Here is a 20,484-nt window from a genome sequence, read left to right on the forward strand (position 1 = left end):
AGGAGAAATCTCATTAGTTGCTCTCGTTATGTGATTTCTTCTTCGTCGAAATGACAATACAGCTAAATTTTACTCATAGAGTCTAGCTTGGTACAAATAGCGGACAGTCATATAATATAGTACTAAAATCAAACAATTAATAACTTTAAAAAACATTGGTTTTATAAACAAGAAAGAGAACGATGATATAAATAAATACCATCGTTCTCTTTACAATTCTATTATAGCGTATGGCTAAAAGTAGTGTGTATTTTAGCTTTTTAGCGAAGCCATATCAATTACAAAACGATAGCGAACATCGCTTTTCAACATTCTTTCATAGGCTTCGTTGATATCCTGGATTTTGATTACTTCAATTTCAGAGACAATATTATGTTTCCCACAGAAATCAAGCATTTCCTGAGTTTCTGCGATTCCGCCAATTAAGGAACCAGCTACTGATTTTCTTCCCATAATCATTGGAACAGTATTCAAAATAGGTTCCAAGCCACCTAAATAACCTACTAAAACCAAAGTTCCATTAGTGTTTAAAGTTCCTACATACGGATTGACATCATGAACATAAGGAACGGTATCTATGATTAAATCAAATTTTCCGTTTACAGCATTCATGTGATTTTCATCAGTTGAAATAACAACAGCATCTGCACCCAATTCGAAAGCGTCTTTTTCTTTATCTGGTGTTCTGGAGAAAAGAGTAACTTCGGCGCCTAAACCTTTGGCTAGTTTTATAGCCATATGTCCCAATCCGCCTAAACCTACAACCGCAACTTTGCTTCCTTTTCCAACTTTCCAGTGGCGAAGTGGTGACCAAGTTGTTATTCCCGCACATAATAAAGGAGCTGTAGCGGCCAAGTCAAGATTAGCGGGTACTTTTAAAACGAAGTCTTCGTCTACTACAATATTTTCAGAATAACCTCCAAAAGTCATTCCGCCCAAATGCTTATCTTCTCCATTATAAGTCCCAATCCACCCGTTAGAGCAATATTGTTCCAGATCTTGTTTGCAATTATCACAGGTCTTGCAGGAATCTACTAAACAACCTACCGCAGCAAAATCACCTACTTTTAGTTTAGTAACTTCATTTCCTACTTTGGTCACTTTCCCAACAATTTCATGACCCGGAACCGCAGGATAAGTGGTAAATCCCCAATCATTTCTTGCAGTGTGTAAATCAGAGTGACAAACACCACAATACAAAATTTCGATTTCAATGTCTTTTGCAGTAGCATTTCTACGTTGGATATCCATTTGTTTTAAAGGAGCATCGGCAGCTACTGTACCGTAAGCTTTTACATTTGTCGTTGTGTTCATTTTTAAAGAGTTTTATTAAAAAATAGTATTTATAGTTTTTGTTTTACCGTATCATTTATAATTAAATAAATTTAGTAAATAGTTTGATTATTAGCGTAATAAAAAAAAATATTGTTTACTGAATATCAAATATTTCTAAATTTGACAGGGCTTATTTTAAGTGTATTTCGTTTATAAAGTCAGTGATTTTTTTATGTTATTCATTTTATAAAATAACTATGTTTTAAAGGATTACACCCTATTATGTTAAAGGAGCTGTTCGTAAAACAAAAAAGAGAGAAATTACTATAACGTCTCTCTTTTAGTTGTTGTGATTAAGGCAGTTGATAAAATAATGTAAACTTATTTTTAGAAAGTAATCATTTATAATTCGCTGAATTAATTTATTCTAATACTAATTCACTCAATGCTTCTTTGCTAAAGCCTTTTAGTTGATCGTTGTTACCTGCTTTTATTTTGCTAACCCAATTCGGGTCTGATAAAAGAGGTCTTCCTACAGCTACAAGGTCAAAATCACCTCTGTCTAAACGCCTTGTTAATTCATCCAAAGAGGTAGGTTGTGAACTTTCGCCTGTAAAAGCTCCGAAGAAATCTCCAGAAAGCCCAACAGAACCTACTGTAATAGTCGGTTTTCCTGTGATTTTTTTAGCCCAACCTGCAAAATTAAGATCATTTTCTTCAAATTCTGGTTCCCAAAAACGGCGTTGTGAACAATGTAAAATATCGACACCAGCATCAATCAAAGGACTAAGCCAAGCTTCCATTTCTTGAGGTGTTTTTGCCAGTTTGAAGTTATAATCCGATGGCTTGAACTGAGAGAGTCTCATGATTACAGCAAAATCTTCACCTACTTGTTTTCTGATTTCTCTAATCACTTCTACGGCAAAACGTGTACGTTCTGCTAAGGTTTTACCACCATAATTATCAGTACGCTGATTTGTGGCATCCCAGAAAAATTGATCAATCAAATAATCGTGAGCACCATGAATTTCGATACAGTCAAAACCTAATCTCTTGGCATCAGCGGCAGCTTTTCCAAAAGCTATAATAGTATTTTCGATATCATTTGTTGTCATCGTGGTACCATTGCTAAAACTTGGTCTGTTTAGTCCTGATGGTCCTTCAAAAGGTACTGGTGGAACCCAACCGGAATGGTGATTGTCCATGATTCCCATGTGCCATAATTGTGGTCCCATCTGTCCGCCTGCGGAATGTACGCCGTCAATCACTTGTTTCCATCCTGCCAGAGATTGGTCACCATAAAAGTGGGGTACATTGGCATCATTAGATGAAGAAGGTCTATTAATTACAGTTCCTTCAGATAATAGTAAACCTACTTCGCCTTCAGCTCTTTTTTGATAATAAGCCGCTACAGCATCTGTTGGTACTCCATTTGGAGAAAATGAGCGCGTCATAGGCGCCATTACAATTCTATTTTTAAGGTTTAGCGTCTTCAATTGGAAGGGCGTAAACAAACTATTAGTATTCATATTGTTTTTTATAGATTCGATTCAATTATTTTGCTTAGTGCTGTAAATGCTTTTTCGTTGCGTTTGTAATAGGTCCATTGTCCAACACGTGTAGATTCTATAAATCCAGCGCGTTGTAGAATTGATAAATATTCTGATACTGTTGATTGGGTGAGTCCTGCTTTGGCCTGAATTTGTCCTACGCAAACACCGTTTTCAAAACCGGCAGCTAGTTGTTGAGGAAAGTTTATTTCAGGTTCTTTTAACCATTCGAGCATCTGTAATCTCGACTTGTTTGATAATGCCTTAAATATTTCTATATGATCCATGGTGTAAATATATCGACTTTTCCCGATATACCAATTTAAAGCAAATCATTTAGGATATATTTAAGAGATGGAGATGTTGAGTATTTTGGTTCCCTTATTGTTTTACAGGATGAATTTGTCTGATACTATGAAAGAGAAGTACCTCAAGGTATTGGATAATAGGATAAAGAGATTCTAAATATTTACTTGTTTTTTGTGGCTTTCCGTAAATTTATAAATTATTTAGTCTTTACATTTGTTAATAATCAGGAGTATCTACGTATAAATAATCGTGTTAAAATCATTTATATTTGGTAGGTTTGATAAATAAAGCGAATCAAGAATTGAAATCCTTTTTTTGTGCCTAAACACACATTTTGAACTCTTGATAAGGATAATTAATAAATTGCAATCATACTATGGCTTTAAGCTGGAATGAAATAAAAGATCGTGCAGTACGATTTTCTAAAGAATGGGAAAATACTACCAATGAGGAAGCAGATGCTAAATCATTTTTAGATGCCTTTTTTGACGTCTTTGGTATCACCCGAAAAAAAATTGGAACCTTTGAACATAGAGTAAAAAAACTTTCTGATGCAGATGGTTACATTGACTTACTCTGGAAAGGAACGATACTTGTTGAAATGAAAAGCCGGGGCAAAAACCTGAATAAAGCTTTTCAGCAAGCCATTGATTATACCCATGGATTAAAACAAAACGAATTACCAAAATACGTTTTAGTATGTGACTTCTATTATTTTAGATTGTACGATACAGAGGAACAAACTACAGTAGAATTTACTTTAAATGACTTAGTCCAAAATGTTCAAAGTTTTGGCTATTTGTTGGGGTATCAAAAGAAAACATACAAAGAACAAGACCCTGCCAATATAAAAGCGGCAGAATTGATGGGAAAACTGCATGACCGCTTGGAAGAAATTGGTTATGAAGGACACCCGCTTGAGGTTTATTTGGTTCGAATATTATTCTGCTTGTTTGCAGAGGATACTACCATTTTTGATAAGCAACAATTTCAAGATTTCATAGAAAATAGAACTGCCGATGATGGTAGCGATTTAGCAGGAAAAATTCAAGAACTGTTTCAAGTGTTGAATACACCCAAAGAAAAACGCTTTAAAAATCTGGACGAACAATTAAATGATTTCCCGTATGTAAATGGGAAGCTGTTTGAAGAAGTATTGCCTTCTGCTAGCTTTGACACTAAAATGCGATTGGCTCTTTTGGATTGTTGTTATATCGATTGGAGTAAAATTTCGCCAGCCATTTTTGGTTCGATGTTTCAAAGTGTGATGAATCCTAAAGAACGTAGAAACCTTGGAGCGCATTACACTAGTGAAAGCAACATCTTGAAACTCATTAAACCCTTGTTTTTAGATGAACTTTGGACAGAATTTGAAAGTATCAAAGGAAACAAAAACAAATTACCCGAATTTCATAAAAAAATCAGCCAATTAAAATTTTTAGATCCCGCCTGTGGTTGTGGTAACTTCCTTGTGATTACCTACCGTGAATTGCGGTTATTAGAACTGGAAGTATTGCGGGCAACTTATAAATCTGGACAAGGAGTTTTGGATATTCGGGAGATTATGTGGCTCGATGTAGATATGATGTGCGGCATTGAATACGAAGAATTCCCCGCCCGTATTGCCGAAGTAGCCATGTGGTTGATGGATCACCAAATGAATATGATGATTAGCAATGAATTTGGACAATACTTTGCCCGTTTGCCATTGAAAAAATCAGCAAGAATTGTTCATGGAAATGCGCTTGAAGTTAATTGGGAAGAAGTTATTTCAAAAAAAGACCTTTCTTATATAATTGGAAATCCACCTTTTATTGGTTCACGAATAATGAATAAACAACAAAAAGAAGATTTGACTAGAGTATTTAATAATTCAAAAAATGTTGGTGAATTAGATTATGTGACAGGTTGGTATTTAAATGCTGCAAAGTATATTCAAAACACAAAAATTAAAGTTGCTTTTGTTTCCACAAATTCAATTGTGCAAGGTTTACAGACTGCTATTCTTTGGGGGCAAATGATTAATAAATATGATATAAAAATACATTTTGCACATAAAACATTTAAATGGAGTAATGAAGCAAAGGGTAACGCTGCGGTTTATTGTGTAATTGTTGGTTTTGCTAATTTCGAATCAAATAACAAAAGTATTTTTGAATACGAAGATATTAAGGGCGAAGCACATGAAATAAAAGCAAAAAATATCAATCCTTATTTAGTTGACGGAAAAAATATCTTTGTTGAAAAAAAATCATATCCCATATGTAATGTACCTAAAATGAATTTTGGTAATATGCCTGCTGATGGTGGAGAGTTATTATTTACTACTGAAGAGAAAAATATATTTATTGAAAGAGAACCACAATCTAGAAAATATTTTAGAAAAATATTAGGTTCACAAGAGTTAATAAATAATATAGAACGATGGTGTTTATGGTTGGAAGATATTGAACCGAATGAATTAAAAAAATTAAAATTAGTTTTAGACAGAGTTCAAAACGTAAAAAAAATTAGAGAAAATTCTTCAAGACCGCAATTGGCAAGTATACCTCACTTATTTGCACAAATAACACAGCCAAAAGGATTAGATTTTATAATAATCCCAAGTGTTTCATCGGAAAGAAGAAAATATATTCCTATTGGATTTGAAAATTCAAATGTAGTAGCTAGTAATTTATGCTTAATAATTCCAAACGGTAATTTATTCCATTTTGGAGTTTTAATGTCACAAATGCATATGGCGTGGGTAAAAACCACTTGTGGAAGATTAAAAAGTGATTTTAGATATTCAAAAGATATCGTTTACAACAACTATCCTTGGCCAGAAAACCCAACTGAAAAGCAAATAAAAACTATTGAAGAAAAAGCGCAAAACGTTTTAGATGTTCGAGCATTATTCCCTGCGAGTTCTTTAGCAGATTTATACGACCCGTTGACCATGCCACCAGCATTGGTAAAAGCGCATAATGAATTAGACAAAGCTGTAGATGCCGCTTACAGTAAACAAACCTTTAGCAGTGAAGCCAAACGGATGGAGTTTTTGTTTGAGTTGTATGAGAAATATACGGCTGGGTTGTTTGTAAAAGAAAAGAAAGCGACGAAAATTAAAAATTAAAACAAATAAAAAACCCTGTAAATTAATTGTTTACAGGGTTTTTTGTGGAGTCGCCGGGAATCGAACCCGGGTCCAAACAAGCAACTAAAAAGCTTTCTACGCGCTTATTTCCTGATTGGGTTTTCGATAGTGTGCTAGGCCAGAAACAGCCACACAATACTTATCTTCTTAATTTCGAAATCCACCCGAAGCTTATGGAAATCTAGGTTTAAATTTACGATTCACCTTTATCAACCGCTATAAACCAAAGCTTTCGAGGTAAATCCTGCTTCCCTATCTGATAGGGACGAGGCTAATCTTACTATGATTCAGATTATGCAGCAAGAGCGTAGTTTCCTTCGCCGTGTATGTGTTTTGAAACCTTTTATTAACGAGAATTGTCCCAGTTCTCGACGTGCTTACTTCTCAATTCGACTTGCTGTCAAAACCAGTCGACCCCTTTTTTATTTCAAAATCCAAAATTTGAATTTTGAGTTTGCAAATGTACACTTTTAAACTTGAATTACGACTGCTAAACTTCTAACTCTATTTCAAAAATCATTCCTAAATACTATTCATCACTTATTTTGAACGGATAGTCTCCAAATAAAACTGCTAACTTCCTTACATCGTACGTTTTTCGGGTAAACTTATTGGATAACGCAATAATGGTAACACTTTCTTTTCTTAAGGTAATGTATGATGAGGTATTGCCGTGCCACCAACCATTATGAAAATAAAAGTTTTGACCCGTCTCCCAGTTAATCATTCTGATACCCAGGCCATAGTTTTTTGTCCCTTTACGTTCATTGCTGTAGCCTTTATATACAAGGTTTAGCAACTTTGGTGTTAGGAAGGTGGAACTATTTCTTGCTCTGTCAAATTTTAATAAATCTCGAGGCGTAGAGTAGATGTTTTTATCTCCATAAATCGCATCTAAATAATCCTTTCCAATTTCGACCTTATTGCCTTTATAGGAAGTAACAGCAGTATCTTTATCTCTGTCATAATCAAAAACATAGGTGTTTTTCATGCCTAATGGTTCAAAAATGATTTGTTTCATTGCATCTTTGTAAGGGAGTTTTGTAATCTTTTCAATAATTAATGCTAACATGGCATAATTAGTATTACAATAACTAAAACGAGTGTCGGTTTTGAATTCTAAACCAATATCCTTTGTGGCCATGATAGTCAGGATGTCTTGATTGGTCAATATGTTGTGTCTATCCCAGATGGTTTTGTCACGATCCGTAAAATAGGCATAATTACGCATACCACTTCTGTGATTCAACAATGTTTGTATCGTAACATCAGGATACGGAAACTCTTTCAAGATGGTATTTACCTTTTGATCTAAGTCAAGCCTTTTTGCATTTACGAGTTTCAAAATAGCGGTTGCTGTAATAACCTTGCTTACTGAAGCAATATGTAAAGGCGTATTTTTCGTAATTAATGTTTTGTCTCTAAAATTAGAGTAGCCTTCGTATTTTTCATAAATAATTTGACCATTTTTAGCAACTAGAAAACTTCCGTTTGCACTATTGTTTGGCCAGTTTTTTTTATAAAAAGAGTCAATGGATATCTTTTTTGAATTAATGTATTCGGCAGTTAGTTTTGTCTCCGTTTCACTTAACGGCTTCATCTTAGGTAATATACTCTTTGGGAGCTGAGCATCATTTAATTCTATTTTCTTTTTCTCTTTATTGCAAGAACTTAAAACCAAAAAGAGGAGGAATATATATAGTATATTTGTTTTTTTTATAAAATTCATTTCAGTAGGGCTAGAAGGGCAAATATATAGAAACAATGTGCTTTGATGAGGTTTTTTCTGAAACCTTAACACTATTTTATCAGTACAAGAGAACACTATTTTTGTATTATTTTGGGGTTCAGCTAATAATAGTTTCTTGTTGGTTTTTTTATAAAAAAAAATAAATTGAATTTAGTTTAAATTGTTATATTTGTAACAAATAAACCAAATAAAGTTATAATAAAACAAACCAAAAGCATTGAAAAATATGAAATTCGGAATTTTAAAAGAAAGAAAAAACCCGCCTGACAGAAGAGTTATTTTCTCACCAGATGAATTGGCCAGATTGAAACAGCTGTATAAAGGTGCTTCTGTAAATGTAGAAAGTTCCGATATTAGGGTTTTTACAGATGAACAATATAAAAACTTAGGCATTGAAGTGACTAATGATATCAGTGATTGTGATGTTTTATTTGGAGTTAAAGAAGTTCCGGTAGAAAATTTAATTCCAAATAAAGCCTATTTCTTTTTTTCGCATACCATAAAAAAACAGCCATACAATAGAAAATTATTGCAAGCCGTTTTAGAAAAAAACATTGATTTATATGATCATGAAACCATTGTAGATTCTCATAATCGTAGGTTAATTGGTTTTGGACGTTATGCGGGAATTGTGGGTGCTTATAATAGCATTCGCGCTTTTGGAATAAAATTCGAATTATTTAAATTACCAAAAGCAGAAACACTATCCGGTAAAGAAGCCTTAATCACGCATTTAAAACGATTGGTTTTACCTCCATTAAAATTTGTAATTACTGGAACAGGAAAAGTGGGTAACGGCGCAAAAGAGATTTTGGATGCCATAAAAATAAAAGAAGTTTCAGTTGAGAATTATTTGACAAAGAACTACACACAACCCGTTTACACTCAGATTGATGTTTTAGAATACAACAAACGTATAGACGGACAAGTATTAGATTTTACAGATTTTTATGACAACCCACTGGAATACGTTTCTGATTTTGAGCGATTTACTAAAGTTTCGGATGTTTACATTACAGGACATTTTTATGCCAATGAAGCTCCAGTAATTTTGACCCGTGAAATGCTTCAATCCAAAGATTGTAAAATTAAGATTGTTGCTGATGTTTCCTGTGATGTCAATGGTCCAATAGCCTGCACGCTTAGATCATCAACAATTGCAGAACCTTTATACGGGTATTTGCCAAGTGAAGATAAGGAGGTTGATGTTTTTCATCCTGCGGCAATTGTAGTGATGGCAGTTGATAATTTACCTTGTGAGTTGCCAAAAGACGCTAGTGAAGGATTTGGAGAAATGTTCATGGAGCATGTAATTCCTGCATTTTTCAACGGCGATAAAGATGGAATCTTACAAAGAGCCAAAATAACTGAAAATGGAAAACTGACTCCAAGATTTAGTTATTTACAAGATTACGTTGATGGGAAATAAATCCTTTTCTTTATAAATAGTAAACCTGCAATATAATGTTGCAGGTTTTTTTTTGGAAATTTATTGGCTAACAATTAGCTTCATTTTTAAATATTATAAATCAATTAACACCTCAGAATTTAAGGACTTTATGTAATTGCCTAATTTTGTTCAAAATTTAGAAATTTATAATGACTAAAGATATTCCAATTTCCCTTCTTGAATTAGCAATAATTACCGAAAATAGCAATGCAAGCGAAACATTACAAAAAACAAAAGCGTTAGCGCAACTGGCAGACAGTTTAGGGTACAGCCGTTTTTGGTTGGCCGAACATCATAATATGGCACACGTTGCGAGTTCTGCCACGGTAGTTCTGATAGGTTATATTGCCAGTCAAACGCAAAATATCCGTGTGGGTTCAGGTGGTATCATGTTGCCGAATCATGCTCCGTTAATTATTGCGGAACAATTTGGTACGCTCGAAATACTATATCCCAATAGAATTGATTTAGGATTAGGAAGAGCACCAGGAACAGATGGGTTAACCGCACAAGCGATTCGGAAAGATTTTTTTGAACAATCACAACGATTCCCTCAAAATGTTGCCGCGCTACAGGAATTTTTCTCGGAGGATAATGCTACTGCAAAAGTGCGTGCTTTTCCTGCCGAAGGAACAAATGTTCCCATTTGGATTTTAGGTTCTAGTATGGATAGTGCTGCTTTAGCTGCTGCCAATGGATTGCCGTATGCCTTTGCAGGACATTTTGCACCAAAACAAATGTATCAGGCATTTCAGTTTTACCGAGATAATTTTGAACCATCGGAGTATTTAGACCAACCCAAAACGATGGCATGTGTAAATGCAATAGCCGCGGATACGGATGAAGAGGCCGAAAAATTATCCACCAGCTTGACTCAAATGTTCTTGAATTTGATTCGGAATGATAGAAAACCATTACAACCGCCAGTTGATTCCCTTGATGGGATTATGCGTGAAGAAGAACATTTTCATGTAAACCAAATGACTGCTTGTTCTTTTGTGGGAAGCAAAGAAAAATTAGTTGTAGAATTAAAACAATTTATCGAGTATACACAAATTGATGAATTGATGATTACGAGTCCAATTTTTAATCATGACGATAAATTGAAGAGTATTCGAATCATGAAAGAAGTAATGGATACAATTAGTAAGCAATAGCATTTGATAGCTTTTTAAAAACAAAAAAATCCCTGCAATGTAAATTGCAGGGATTTTTATAGAACTCATAATTAACAATTCATCATTGATAATTAATTATTTAAGGCTTCCCACCATATCTTCGGGTTTAACCCAAGCATCAAAATCTTCTGGAGTTACGTATCCTAAACGTACTGCTTCTTCTTTTAATGTTGTTCCGTTTTTATGTGCAGTTTGAGCAATTTCGGCTGACTTGTAATATCCTATTTTAGTATTCAAAGCTGTAACTAACATCAATGAATTGTCAACCAATTCTTTGATGCGTTTGTAGTTAGGTTCAATACCTTGTGCGCAATGCTCGTCAAAAGACATACAAGCGTCACCTAATAATCGTGCTGATTGCAAGAAATTTGCAGCCATCAATGGTTTGAAAACGTTCAATTCATAATGACCTTGCATTCCTCCAACAGCTATTGCAACATCATTCCCCATAACTTGTACGCAAACCATAGTCAATGCTTCACATTGTGTTGGGTTTACTTTTCCGGGCATGATAGAAGAACCTGGCTCGTTTTCCGGAATAAGGATTTCTCCAATTCCTGAACGTGGTCCAGAAGCTAACATACGTACATCATTGGCAATTTTATTCAATGAAACTGCTAGTTGTTTTAAGGCTCCGTGTGTTTCTACGATGGCATCGTGTGCTGCTAACGCTTCAAATTTATTTTCGGCAGTTACAAATGGATGTCCGGTAAATTCAGCAATATATTCCGCTACTTTTACATCATATCCTTCTGGGGTGTTTAATCCTGTTCCTACTGCAGTTCCTCCTAAAGCCACTTCAGATAAGTGTGCCAATGTATTTTTGACCGCTTTCAAACCGTAGTTTAATTGCGCTACATATCCTGAAATTTCCTGTCCTAATGTAAGTGGCGTAGCATCCATTAAATGTGTACGACCTATTTTTACCACATTATTGAATTCAGCTGCTTTTGCATGAAGTGTATCTCTTAGTTTTTCAACTCCGGGAATGGTAACTTCAACAACTGCTTTATAGGCTGCAATGTGCATTCCGGTAGGAAATGTGTCATTTGATGATTGTGATTTATTCACATCGTCATTGGCTTTAATGAATTGTTCGCCTTCGCCAATGTTGAATCCTTTAAGAACTTGAGCACGATTTGCAACAACTTCATTTACGTTCATGTTACTTTGTGTACCTGAACCCGTTTGCCAAATCACTAATGGGAATTCGTTATCTAATTTTCCAGCTAGAATTTCGTCACAAACAGCACCAATAGCATCTCGTTTTTCGACTGGTAAAACACCTAAATCACAATTAGCATAAGCCGCTGCTTTTTTAAGATAAGCAAAACCTTCAATAATTTCTTTTGGCATAGAAGCCGATGGACCTATTTTGAAGTTGTTTCTTGAACGTTCTGTTTGTGCACCCCAATATTTATCAGCTGGAACTTGCACTTCACCCATGGTATCTTTTTCTATTCTGAATTTCATTTTTTGTTATTTAAAAATAATTATGTCGTTTAATACGTTTTAGCCCCGATGATCCCGAAGCTTCGGGAGAAATCCTTTTCTTTTTTCTGTCAAAAAGAAAAGATTAGAGTGTACAGCGGGAAACAGCTCCAAATTCTGAGCTTAAAAATACTGATAATTCCTTTTTTATAAAAATTGATTGGTAGTTTTTATGTTTTTTTATTGGTACGAAAAGGAATTAAACTTACATTTGTGGCTACATTCAAAAATTCTGGAAAACATGTTTGAATTTTCACAGTACTTAGGCTTTTTACTTTTCTTAACCATTCTTACTATAGGGTTTTGGTTGATGTTTTTTCTTGTAGGTTTCGTTCAATATTGGATTGGTGGAGCTTTATGGGAAAGATATAAAGAAAGAAAAGCGAAGAAAGAACAATCAGTTTAATCTGTTTGTTAAATAAAAAAAGGACTCATTTTCATGGGCCCTTTTTTTTATGCTTTATACGATCTGCTATTTTACTTTTTGACTAAAAAGAAAAAGGACCCGTTTTCACGAGTCCTTATTTTTTTATCCTTGATAATCTCCTTCATTTTCACCTTGATTTCGCTTAGGTTGTTGTTCTCTTTCGTTTTTCTGTTTGTTAAAACGATATGTGAACGATAAGCTGAACTGTCTTTCTCTCCATTGCATTTCGCTGTATGAGCTTACTATTCCAGGAAGATTACTTTCCATGATTCTTTTTCTGGAATTTAATATATCACTTACGTTGAATGAAAGCGTTCCTTTGTCTTTTAATACGTCTTTACTGAATGCTATGTTTGCTGCAAAAATCCCTAAGCTTCTTCCTTGTGCATTATTTTGCGGACCATTATACGTTGCATTTGTCTGCCAGTCAATTTTGTATGGCAATGTGATTTTAGATGTTAGTCTTGTGGACCATGAAGTTGCTATGTTATCAAAATTTTGTACAATTTCATTATTGTTAAAATCTGTATAGGTAAAATCTCCTTGTGTTTCGTTTCTGAAAAAATTGAAATTACTGTTTAATTTCCACCATTTGTATGGAGAATAGTTTAATGTAAATTCAAATCCTGTTCTATATTCAGTTGCCAAGTTGATTGGAGAACTGATTAAGATAGGTGTTCCGTTAATAAAATCACCTGATTCTCTTCTTGCAAATTGAAAAACATCAGTAGTTTTATTTACATACAGGGAAGTATTGAAGGTTAATTTGTCCCATCTTTTGATGTAACCAAAATCAATAGCATCTGAAAATGCTGGATCTAAATCTGGATTTCCAACAAAAATATTGATGTTACTGGATAAGTTACTGAACGGATTCAACATTCTTCCTCTTGGTCTTTGAATTCTTCGGCTGTAGCTTAAAGAAGCGCTGCTTTTATCTGATATTTCATAAGTGAAAAAAGCACTTGGGAAAAAGTTATTGTATTTTTTAGTGTTGAAATCATTGGTTGCTAATTGATTGATTTCAATATTAGAATCCTCAAAACGCAAACCAAATAAAGCTGAAAATTTATTGATTTTTACTCCGTATTGGGTGTAAAGCGCATTTACTTTCTCCTTGTATTCTAATGTATTGGTAAAATTTTTATTGATTACTCCGTCATTTTCAACTCTGTAATCTGTAAGTAATTCTGAGAAATCACCACGATATCCTGCTTCAAACTGGCTTCCTTTTCCAAAAGGCAATACATAATCCATTTGAAGTAAATTTCTGCTTTGAGTTTGATTGTTGATGGTATTGTCAAATTTCACCACACTTGTATTTGTGGCTGTATCTGTAATTAACGCATCGTTGATGTCATCATTAGTTGAGAAGGAACCGTCAAATGTTAATTTATGACCGTCTTTTTTAAATTTCTTAGTGAAGTTTGTTGCAAATTCTACGTTTTCACTGTCGCTATTTTCTAAATTGATACGATTACGGGTGTAGTCATAATTAAATCCTGAATCATAATTATTTTGGAAAACGTTATCAACGTTGTTACCATTACTTTTTCGATAGTTGAAGGTATTGGTCCAGGAAATGCTTTCGCTTAGATACCATTCCATTCCAAAGTTTCCATTATACCCTTTATTATCTCTTTCGTTATCTCTAGTTTCATTTACATAATTTCGAGTTGAATTATCAGCGTTTAAATATCTTGAATCTGTAAATGCATTTCCAGGATTGCTACGATCATTGTATCCTTGAGTAGTAAAAAGATTAAAGTCCTTAGATTTATAGTTTAAAGTACCGCTTAAACCGTACGTTTCAGGATATCCTGTTGAAGCTATAAAAGTTCCATTTAAACCTTGATTTTTTCCTTTTTTCAAGATAATATTTAATAAACCACCACCACCTTCGGCATCATATCGTGCAGATGGATTGGTAATAACTTCTACTTTGTCAATTGCATCGGCTGGAATTAATCGCAAGGCTTCAGCAATATTTATAGCATTTGAAGGCTTGCCATCAATAAGAACTCTAACATTTTCATTTCCTCGTAGGCTTACATTTCCTTCGACATCCACAGCAACAGAAGGGATGTTGTCTAAAACATCACTTACAGTTCCTCCCTTTACCATTAGGTCACTACCCACATTGTAAACTTTTTTATCTAATTTGATTTCAACAGTTGTTTTCTCAGAACGAATAACTACTTCATTCAATTGATTCGCATCCTCATCTAAACTAATTAGACCTAAACTAGTACTTTTTTGAAGGTTCTTTTGTTTAATTTCGCTTACTTTAAAAGATATAAACTCAATTTTTATATCATAAACACCCGGTTTAATCTCAATATCAAATTCCCCATTTGGATTTGTAATTCCACCAGCAACTGGTTTTGGATTGTTTGGAATTAAAAAAGTAATTGTTGCGTATTCAAGTGGTTGTTTGCTTATTTTCTCAATTACCTTACCTGTTATTTTAATTTTTGGAATTGCAGGACCTTGTGGAGCTTGTGCAAAACTGAACAGGGTCGTAAAAAAGAGAACAAGAATTAAAACGGATTTCATTTTTTTCATTTTTAAAAAACTTTGGTTACAAACTTTAGATTGTAAAAGTAGGATTTGGTTTAATACTACAAATCACAAAAAAATGTTAATTACAGCAACCCAGTTTTTTATAAAATAAATGATTCCACTTTTTCTAAATCACGCCCTATTATTGCTGATTTTCCATTGATTACAATAGGTCTTTCAATTAGAATTGGATTAGAAATCATGGCTAGAATAATCTGTTCATCAGTCAATTTTTGGTTTTTAAAATTTTCTATCCAAATTTTTTCTTTTTGACGAACTAATTCAATTGGTTTCATGTTTAATTTTTCGATAATAGTAGACAGTTCTTCAAATGAAGGAGGGGTAGTCAGATAATTGATGACTTCAAACTCTTTTTTTGAGTTTTCCACAAATGCGAGACAATTCCTGGATTTTCCACAGCGTGAATTATGGTATATTTGTATCATATGTATTAATATTGGATTATTGTAAATGGGTATTTTAAGAATTAGTATTGATGTAACAAAAGTACTATTTGATCAACTAATTAAGTATAAAAATAAAACGAAAATAGATGTTTATAGAACAAGGAATAAAATCAGATAATAAGTTTTGGAAATATATTTTAGGTTCGTTCATAATAATTTGTGCTTCATTTGTGGGGCAGTTGCCGCTTTTGATAGGCGTTTTATACGAAACAATGTATAATGGAAAGCCTTATCCAACAAGTAATGAAGCGGTAATGCGTTTTTTTGACCCTAATCTGACTTTGTTTTTAATACTGATTTCATTCGTTTTTATTATGCTTGGTATTATGTTAGTTGTCCGTAATTTACACGGTCAAACGATGCTTTCAGTAACCACAGCAAGAGAAAAAATAGATTGGAAAAGAGTTGGATTTTCTTTTATGATTTGGTTCGTTTTTACAATTGTATCTACTTTACTATTCTATTTTTCTAATCCAAACGATTTTGTAATCAATTTTAAACCAGTACCATTTGCAATATTAGTGGCAATAGGAGTGCTTCTAATTCCTATTCAAACCAGTTCCGAAGAATATATTTTTAGAGGATATTTAATGCAGGGATTCGCTAATCTTGCCCAGAATAAATGGTTTCCGTTATTGATGACTTCGGTTATCTTTGGAGGAATGCATATTTTTAATCCTGAAGTAGCTAAAATAGGTTATATAGTACTTGTTTATTACATAGGAACTGGGCTTTTACTGGGAATTATTACGTTAATGGATGAAGGAATGGAGCTGGCTTTAGGATTCCATGCTGCCAATAATTTAGTTGGTGCATTACTCGTTACATCAGATTGGTCTGCATTTCAAACCAATTCTATTTTTAAAGATATTTCGGATCCCTCAGCCGGATTAGATGTTATACTTCCAGTTGTTCTTATTTACCCAATACTTTTATTTATCTTTAGTGAAAAATACAATTGGACCAATTGGAAAGAAAAATTAACTGGAAATATTTAAACAATAAAACTGTTCAATAAATTAAAATAAACCTATCATGATCGATACAATAACATATCATAATGTCCACAATCTATTTAAACTAAATGGGTTTCATCTGAATCGAAATGATTTATGCAGAGTTGCGTACAGTTTTATAAAAGAGGGAGAAGAATTCGAAAAATCAGTGGGAGACTTTATACTCGATTGGTTTGATAACAAATTGTATATTGAAATGAATACTTCCGGTACTACAGGAACCCCTAAATTGATTCGTGTCGATAAACTAGCTATGGTCAATTCGGCCATTGCTACTGGGGATTTTTTCGATTTAAAACCCGGAGATAAAGCACTACATTGTTTACCTACTAAATATATCGCTGGAAAAATGATGTTTGTAAGGGGTTTTATTCTGGGTCTTGATGTTGATTTTGTTGCTCCAAGTTCTCATCCTATGAAGCAAAATGATACCAAATATGATTTTGTAGCGATGGTTCCTTTACAAGCTCAAAACTCTTTATCTCAATTGAAGAATGTAAAAAAGATGATTGTTGGAGGTGCAAAAATGAGCAATATTCTTGAAAAAGGACTCTCTAAATTGAAAACAGAAGTGTATGAAACCTATGGTATGACTGAGACCATTACTCATATCGCCGCTAAGAAAATAGGAGAGGAGGCTTTTTCAATTTTACCAAATATTAAAATTAGACAAGATGACAGAAATTGTCTGGTGATTGACGCTTTTAAAATTTCAAATGATTCGATTGTTACAAATGATTTAGTGGAACTTTTAGGTGAAAATCAATTTGTTTTTTTAGGACGTATTGATAACGTAATAAATAGCGGTGGAATCAAATTGATTCCTGAAAAAATAGAAGATAAGTTATCCGATAAAATTAACTCAAGATTTTTTGTAGCTGGAAAACCAGATGTTGTTTTGGGTGAAAAATTAGTTATTGTTATTGAAGGGGAACAACAAATATTGGATGACACTATTTTTGATGGTTTAGATAAATATGAAAAACCGAAAGAAGTATTTTATGTTTCTAAATTTAGTGAAACCGAAAGTGGAAAGATTAAACGCAACGAAATTGTAGAAAGTATTTAAATTGTTTTTAATAAAAAAGCATCCGCCAAAATGGATGCTTTTTTATTAAATTATTGTTGCATTTTAAAATAATAATCAGCTGAATTTTTTCCACTTCCGTAGAATAAGAAAAATATACAAGCTCCTAATATCAGCAATGCCAAAAGTAAATTTTGGGATTGCATTTCTCCCATAAAATTTACTACAATAGCACCAATCAATATAGGGAGTTGTTCTATTATTGCCCATCTTGTCAGTAAACCAAAAGCAATCATTATACCACCCACCAAGAGTAGAGGAGTTAAATTTTAAAAGGATTTAGTAATTTTTAATAATTAAAGTCATCTTTTTTAATTTAGGAATCGATAATTTATTCTTAAACCAAGACTGTTTTCAGCATGGCCAAGAGCTAAAAATTGAGTAAAATTAAGAGATAAATTAACTTCATTTTTATTGGAACTTGTGACAAATGATTTTCCAAAATAAATACCTGAACATAATTCAAATTGTTGGTCACTGTCATATTCAGAAACAAAACCTAGTCCAATTTTTCCATCTTCATCCGAAAGTGCGTAACCTAAACCAGTTTCGACTCCCCAAAAAGTAATTTGAATTTAAATTAAACTGAACATTTGGTTTAAGACTGAATAAACTAAAATTACTGTTTAAAGCCCTTTCTGCCATTGTGCTTTGAGGGGTAATAAGTGTTTGGGTATCGTTTTTTATGAACCTATAATCATAATCGAATCGAAATCCGTGTTCTAATTTTTTAGAAATTATTTTTCCAGCTCTTATATTTATATCTACTGCAAGTTTATGACTTCGATACCTTTATATGTGTAAAGGCAGCGATACGTTTGTACCCGTTTCTAAATAAAAAGGTCTCTTATCCTTCGACAAAATAGTATTTTCCGTTTTAGTTTGTGCATCTATAAACTGCCACACTAGCAATAATAGTGTTGTTAGTAAAACCAAAATCTTTTTCATTTTCTTTTAATTTTAGATAATTAAAAGGAATTAGGGTAAGACTTTTTAGGGTGCTAAAAATGCTTTTAGGAACTATTAATATAGTTCCTAAAAGCATTATGAACATACGAAATATAGGGTTAAGTGTTTATAAATGAGCAGTTAGACTTGAATTACGCCCAAGTTAAATTTTTTCTCAATAGGTGAGTGGTTTGCCGCTTCAATACCCATAGAAATCCAGGTTCTGGTGTCTAAAGGGTCAATTATCGCATCTGTCCATAATCGTGAAGCTGCATAATAAGGCGAAACTTGTTCGTCATACCTGGCTTTGATTTTATCAAAAAGAGCTTTCTCTTTGGCTTCATCAACTATTTCTCCTTTTGCTTTAAGCGAAGAAGCTTCAATTTGTGCCAATACTTTTGCGGCTTGTGTTCCGCCCATAACAGCTAATTCAGCACTTGGCCAAGCAAAAATTAATCTAGGATCATACGCTTTTCCACACATGGCATAATTTCCTGCTCCATAGGAATTTCCTACGATGACTGTGAATTTTGGCACAACTGAATTGGATACTGCATTTACCATTTTGGCGCCATCTTTTATAATTCCGCCATGTTCAGATTTGGACCCAACCATAAAACCGGTAACATCTTGTACAAAAACTAAAGGAATTTTCTTTTGGTTGCAATTAGCTATAAAACGCGTGGCTTTGTCCGCGCTATCTGAATAAATTACGCCTCCAAATTGCATTTCGCCATTTTTGGTTTTTACCACTTTTCGTTGGTTGGCAACAATTCCCACTGCCCAACCATCAATTCTTGCATAACCAGTAATAATAGTTTGTCCGTAACCATCTTTATATGCTTCAAATTCAGAATTATCAACCAGACGATTAATGATTTCCATCATGTCGTACTGTTCATTTCGGGCTTTTGGCAAAACGCCATAGATTTCTTTTTCGTCCAATGCTGGTTTTTCTGCTTTAATTCGGCTATAACCAGCTTTGTCAAAATCACCTATTTTGTCGACTATATTTTTTATTTTGTCTAATGCATCTTTGTCATCTTTTGCCTTGTAATCCGTAACTCCCGAAATTTCACAATGTGTTGTAGCTCCGCCTAACGTTTCATTATCGATGCTTTCGCCAATGGCTGCTTTGACTAAATAACTTCCTGCTAAGAAAATACTACCTGTTTTATCTACAATCATGGCTTCATCGCTCATGATTGGTAAATAGGCACCACCGGCAACGCAACTTCCCATTACGGCAGCAATTTGAGTGATTCCCATGCTGCTCATTTGGGCATTATTTCTAAAAATTCGACCAAAATGTTCTTTATCAGGGAAAATCTCATCTTGTAAAGGCAAATAAACTCCGGCACTATCCACTAAATAGATTATTGGCAATCTGTTTTCCATTGCAATTTCTTGTGCACGTAAGTTTTTCTTTGCGGTGATAGGAAACCAAGCACCCGCTTTTACGGTAGCATCATTGGCCACAACAATACATTGTTTTCCTCTGATATATCCTATTTTCACAACAACCCCACCAGATGGACAACCACCATGTTCTGCATACATTCCTTCACCAACAAATGCGCCAATTTCGATAGATTTTGCTTTTGGATCCAATAAATAATCAATACGTTCACGTGCCGTCATTTTGCCTTCGCCATGTAATTTCTGAATGCGTTTTTCACCACCTCCTAATTTGACTACGCTTAATTTTTGTCGCAATGCAGAAAGTAAAAGTTTATTGTGGTCTTCGTTTTTGTTGAAGTTCAAATCCATGATGAAATAGTGTTAAAAAATTTTGTGCTAAAATACAAAATCCAACTAAATAAATTTTATTATTTTAA

At 33.7% G+C, this 20,484-nt stretch carries 15 protein-coding genes and 1 other RNA gene; 6 read left to right on the forward strand and 10 right to left on the reverse strand.

Going from position 1 to position 20,484, the window contains the following annotated elements; translation table 11 throughout:
* Positions 1–252 precede the first annotated feature (252 nt).
* From ACXX80_RS11580 to ACXX80_RS11590, 3 genes are all read right to left on the reverse strand, one after another.
* Entirely contained in the window at positions 253–1,314 is a 1,062-nt protein-coding gene (locus ACXX80_RS11580; RefSeq protein ID WP_458553308.1) for an NAD(P)-dependent alcohol dehydrogenase, read from the reverse strand.
* Positions 1,315–1,697: 383 nt separating this feature from the next.
* The gene (locus tag ACXX80_RS11585; RefSeq protein WP_458553309.1) at positions 1,698–2,804 is read right to left on the reverse strand and encodes an NADH:flavin oxidoreductase; all 1,107 of its coding nucleotides are present in this window, start codon (positions 2,802–2,804) and stop codon (positions 1,698–1,700) included.
* 8 nt (positions 2,805–2,812) lie between these two features.
* The gene (locus ACXX80_RS11590) at positions 2,813–3,112 is read right to left on the reverse strand and encodes an ArsR/SmtB family transcription factor (RefSeq protein WP_315208284.1); all 300 of its coding nucleotides are present in this window, start codon (positions 3,110–3,112) and stop codon (positions 2,813–2,815) included.
* Between the two features lie 398 nt (positions 3,113–3,510).
* On the opposite strand from ACXX80_RS11590, the gene ACXX80_RS11595 reads away from it, so the two are divergent.
* A complete protein-coding gene (locus tag ACXX80_RS11595; protein WP_458553310.1) occupies positions 3,511–6,249 on the forward strand; it encodes a DNA methyltransferase in 2,739 nt (912 codons plus the stop codon).
* Between the two features lie 42 nt (positions 6,250–6,291).
* On the opposite strand, the gene ssrA is transcribed toward ACXX80_RS11595, so the two are convergent.
* Positions 6,292–6,688: a transfer-messenger RNA gene (gene ssrA, locus ACXX80_RS11600) on the reverse strand.
* 111 nt (positions 6,689–6,799) lie between these two features.
* Positions 6,800–7,999: a serine hydrolase domain-containing protein gene (locus ACXX80_RS11605; RefSeq protein ID WP_458553311.1), complete on the reverse strand. Its 1,200-nt coding sequence runs from the start codon at positions 7,997–7,999 to the stop codon at positions 6,800–6,802.
* 247 nt (positions 8,000–8,246) lie between these two features.
* Here ACXX80_RS11605 and ACXX80_RS11610 point away from each other — a divergent pair, with 247 nt between their 5' ends.
* Positions 8,247–9,449 carry an NAD(P)-dependent oxidoreductase gene (locus ACXX80_RS11610; RefSeq protein WP_458553313.1) on the forward strand — a complete coding sequence of 401 codons (1,203 nt, stop codon included), beginning with the start codon at positions 8,247–8,249 and terminating at the stop codon, positions 9,447–9,449.
* Between the two features lie 170 nt (positions 9,450–9,619).
* Positions 9,620–10,627, forward strand: a complete 1,008-nt coding sequence (locus ACXX80_RS11615) for an LLM class flavin-dependent oxidoreductase (RefSeq protein WP_458553315.1) — start codon at positions 9,620–9,622, stop codon at positions 10,625–10,627.
* Between the two features lie 96 nt (positions 10,628–10,723).
* On the opposite strand, the gene fumC is transcribed toward ACXX80_RS11615, so the two are convergent.
* Positions 10,724–12,121 (reverse strand): class II fumarate hydratase, encoded by a 1,398-nt coding sequence (fumC, locus tag ACXX80_RS11620; protein ID WP_458553317.1) that lies wholly within the window; start codon positions 12,119–12,121, stop codon positions 10,724–10,726.
* Positions 12,122–12,380: 259 nt separating this feature from the next.
* Here fumC and ACXX80_RS11625 point away from each other — a divergent pair, with 259 nt between their 5' ends.
* Positions 12,381–12,545 (forward strand): hypothetical protein, encoded by a 165-nt coding sequence (locus ACXX80_RS11625; RefSeq protein WP_099716357.1) that lies wholly within the window; start codon positions 12,381–12,383, stop codon positions 12,543–12,545.
* A gap of 123 nt (positions 12,546–12,668) precedes the next feature.
* Here the strand turns inward: ACXX80_RS11625 and ACXX80_RS11630 are convergent, their stop codons facing one another.
* Positions 12,669–15,122, reverse strand: a complete 2,454-nt coding sequence (locus tag ACXX80_RS11630) for a TonB-dependent receptor (protein ID WP_458553319.1) — start codon at positions 15,120–15,122, stop codon at positions 12,669–12,671.
* A gap of 107 nt (positions 15,123–15,229) precedes the next feature.
* Complete coding sequence (locus ACXX80_RS11635; RefSeq protein WP_458553321.1) at positions 15,230–15,574, reverse strand: arsenate reductase family protein; 345 nt, start codon at positions 15,572–15,574, stop codon at positions 15,230–15,232.
* Between the two features lie 107 nt (positions 15,575–15,681).
* On the opposite strand from ACXX80_RS11635, the gene ACXX80_RS11640 reads away from it, so the two are divergent.
* Together ACXX80_RS11640 and ACXX80_RS11645 are read left to right on the forward strand one after the other, a co-directional pair.
* Complete coding sequence (locus tag ACXX80_RS11640) at positions 15,682–16,593, forward strand: CPBP family intramembrane glutamic endopeptidase (protein ID WP_458553322.1); 912 nt, start codon at positions 15,682–15,684, stop codon at positions 16,591–16,593.
* A gap of 37 nt (positions 16,594–16,630) precedes the next feature.
* Entirely contained in the window at positions 16,631–17,680 is a 1,050-nt protein-coding gene (locus ACXX80_RS11645; protein WP_458553324.1) for an AMP-binding protein, read from the forward strand.
* Positions 17,681–17,730: 50 nt separating this feature from the next.
* On the opposite strand, the gene ACXX80_RS11650 is transcribed toward ACXX80_RS11645, so the two are convergent.
* Positions 17,731–17,949, reverse strand: coding sequence for a DoxX family protein (locus tag ACXX80_RS11650; protein WP_458553326.1), 219 nt, complete (start codon positions 17,947–17,949; stop codon positions 17,731–17,733).
* 838 nt (positions 17,950–18,787) lie between these two features.
* Positions 18,788–20,416, reverse strand: a complete 1,629-nt coding sequence (locus ACXX80_RS11655; RefSeq protein ID WP_315208265.1) for an acyl-CoA carboxylase subunit beta — start codon at positions 20,414–20,416, stop codon at positions 18,788–18,790.
* Between the last annotated feature and the right edge of the window lie 68 nt (positions 20,417–20,484).

It is taken from the genome of Flavobacterium sp. GNP002, assembly GCF_054343795.1.

Excerpts from the sequence above, each read along its gene's own strand:
- ACXX80_RS11615 (WP_458553315.1), top strand. The coding sequence starts at position 9,620 with ATGACTAAAGATATTCCAATTTCCCTTCTTGAATTAGCAATAATTACC.
- ACXX80_RS11625 (WP_099716357.1), top strand. The coding sequence starts at position 12,381 with ATGTTTGAATTTTCACAGTACTTAGGCTTTTTACTTTTCTTAACCATT.
- ACXX80_RS11605 (WP_458553311.1), bottom strand. The coding sequence starts at position 7,999 with ATGAATTTTATAAAAAAAACAAATATACTATATATATTCCTCCTCTTT.
- ACXX80_RS11635 (WP_458553321.1), bottom strand. The coding sequence starts at position 15,574 with ATGATACAAATATACCATAATTCACGCTGTGGAAAATCCAGGAATTGT.
- ACXX80_RS11655 (WP_315208265.1), bottom strand. The coding sequence starts at position 20,416 with ATGGATTTGAACTTCAACAAAAACGAAGACCACAATAAACTTTTACTT.
- ACXX80_RS11630 (WP_458553319.1), bottom strand. The coding sequence starts at position 15,122 with ATGAAATCCGTTTTAATTCTTGTTCTCTTTTTTACGACCCTGTTCAGT.
- ACXX80_RS11640 (WP_458553322.1), top strand. The coding sequence starts at position 15,682 with ATGTTTATAGAACAAGGAATAAAATCAGATAATAAGTTTTGGAAATAT.
- ACXX80_RS11645 (WP_458553324.1), top strand. The coding sequence starts at position 16,631 with ATGATCGATACAATAACATATCATAATGTCCACAATCTATTTAAACTA.
- ACXX80_RS11590 (WP_315208284.1), bottom strand. The coding sequence starts at position 3,112 with ATGGATCATATAGAAATATTTAAGGCATTATCAAACAAGTCGAGATTA.
- fumC (WP_458553317.1), bottom strand. The coding sequence starts at position 12,121 with ATGAAATTCAGAATAGAAAAAGATACCATGGGTGAAGTGCAAGTTCCA.
- ACXX80_RS11580 (WP_458553308.1), bottom strand. The coding sequence starts at position 1,314 with ATGAACACAACGACAAATGTAAAAGCTTACGGTACAGTAGCTGCCGAT.
- ACXX80_RS11610 (WP_458553313.1), top strand. The coding sequence starts at position 8,247 with ATGAAATTCGGAATTTTAAAAGAAAGAAAAAACCCGCCTGACAGAAGA.
- ACXX80_RS11585 (WP_458553309.1), bottom strand. The coding sequence starts at position 2,804 with ATGAATACTAATAGTTTGTTTACGCCCTTCCAATTGAAGACGCTAAAC.
- ACXX80_RS11595 (WP_458553310.1), top strand. The coding sequence starts at position 3,511 with ATGGCTTTAAGCTGGAATGAAATAAAAGATCGTGCAGTACGATTTTCT.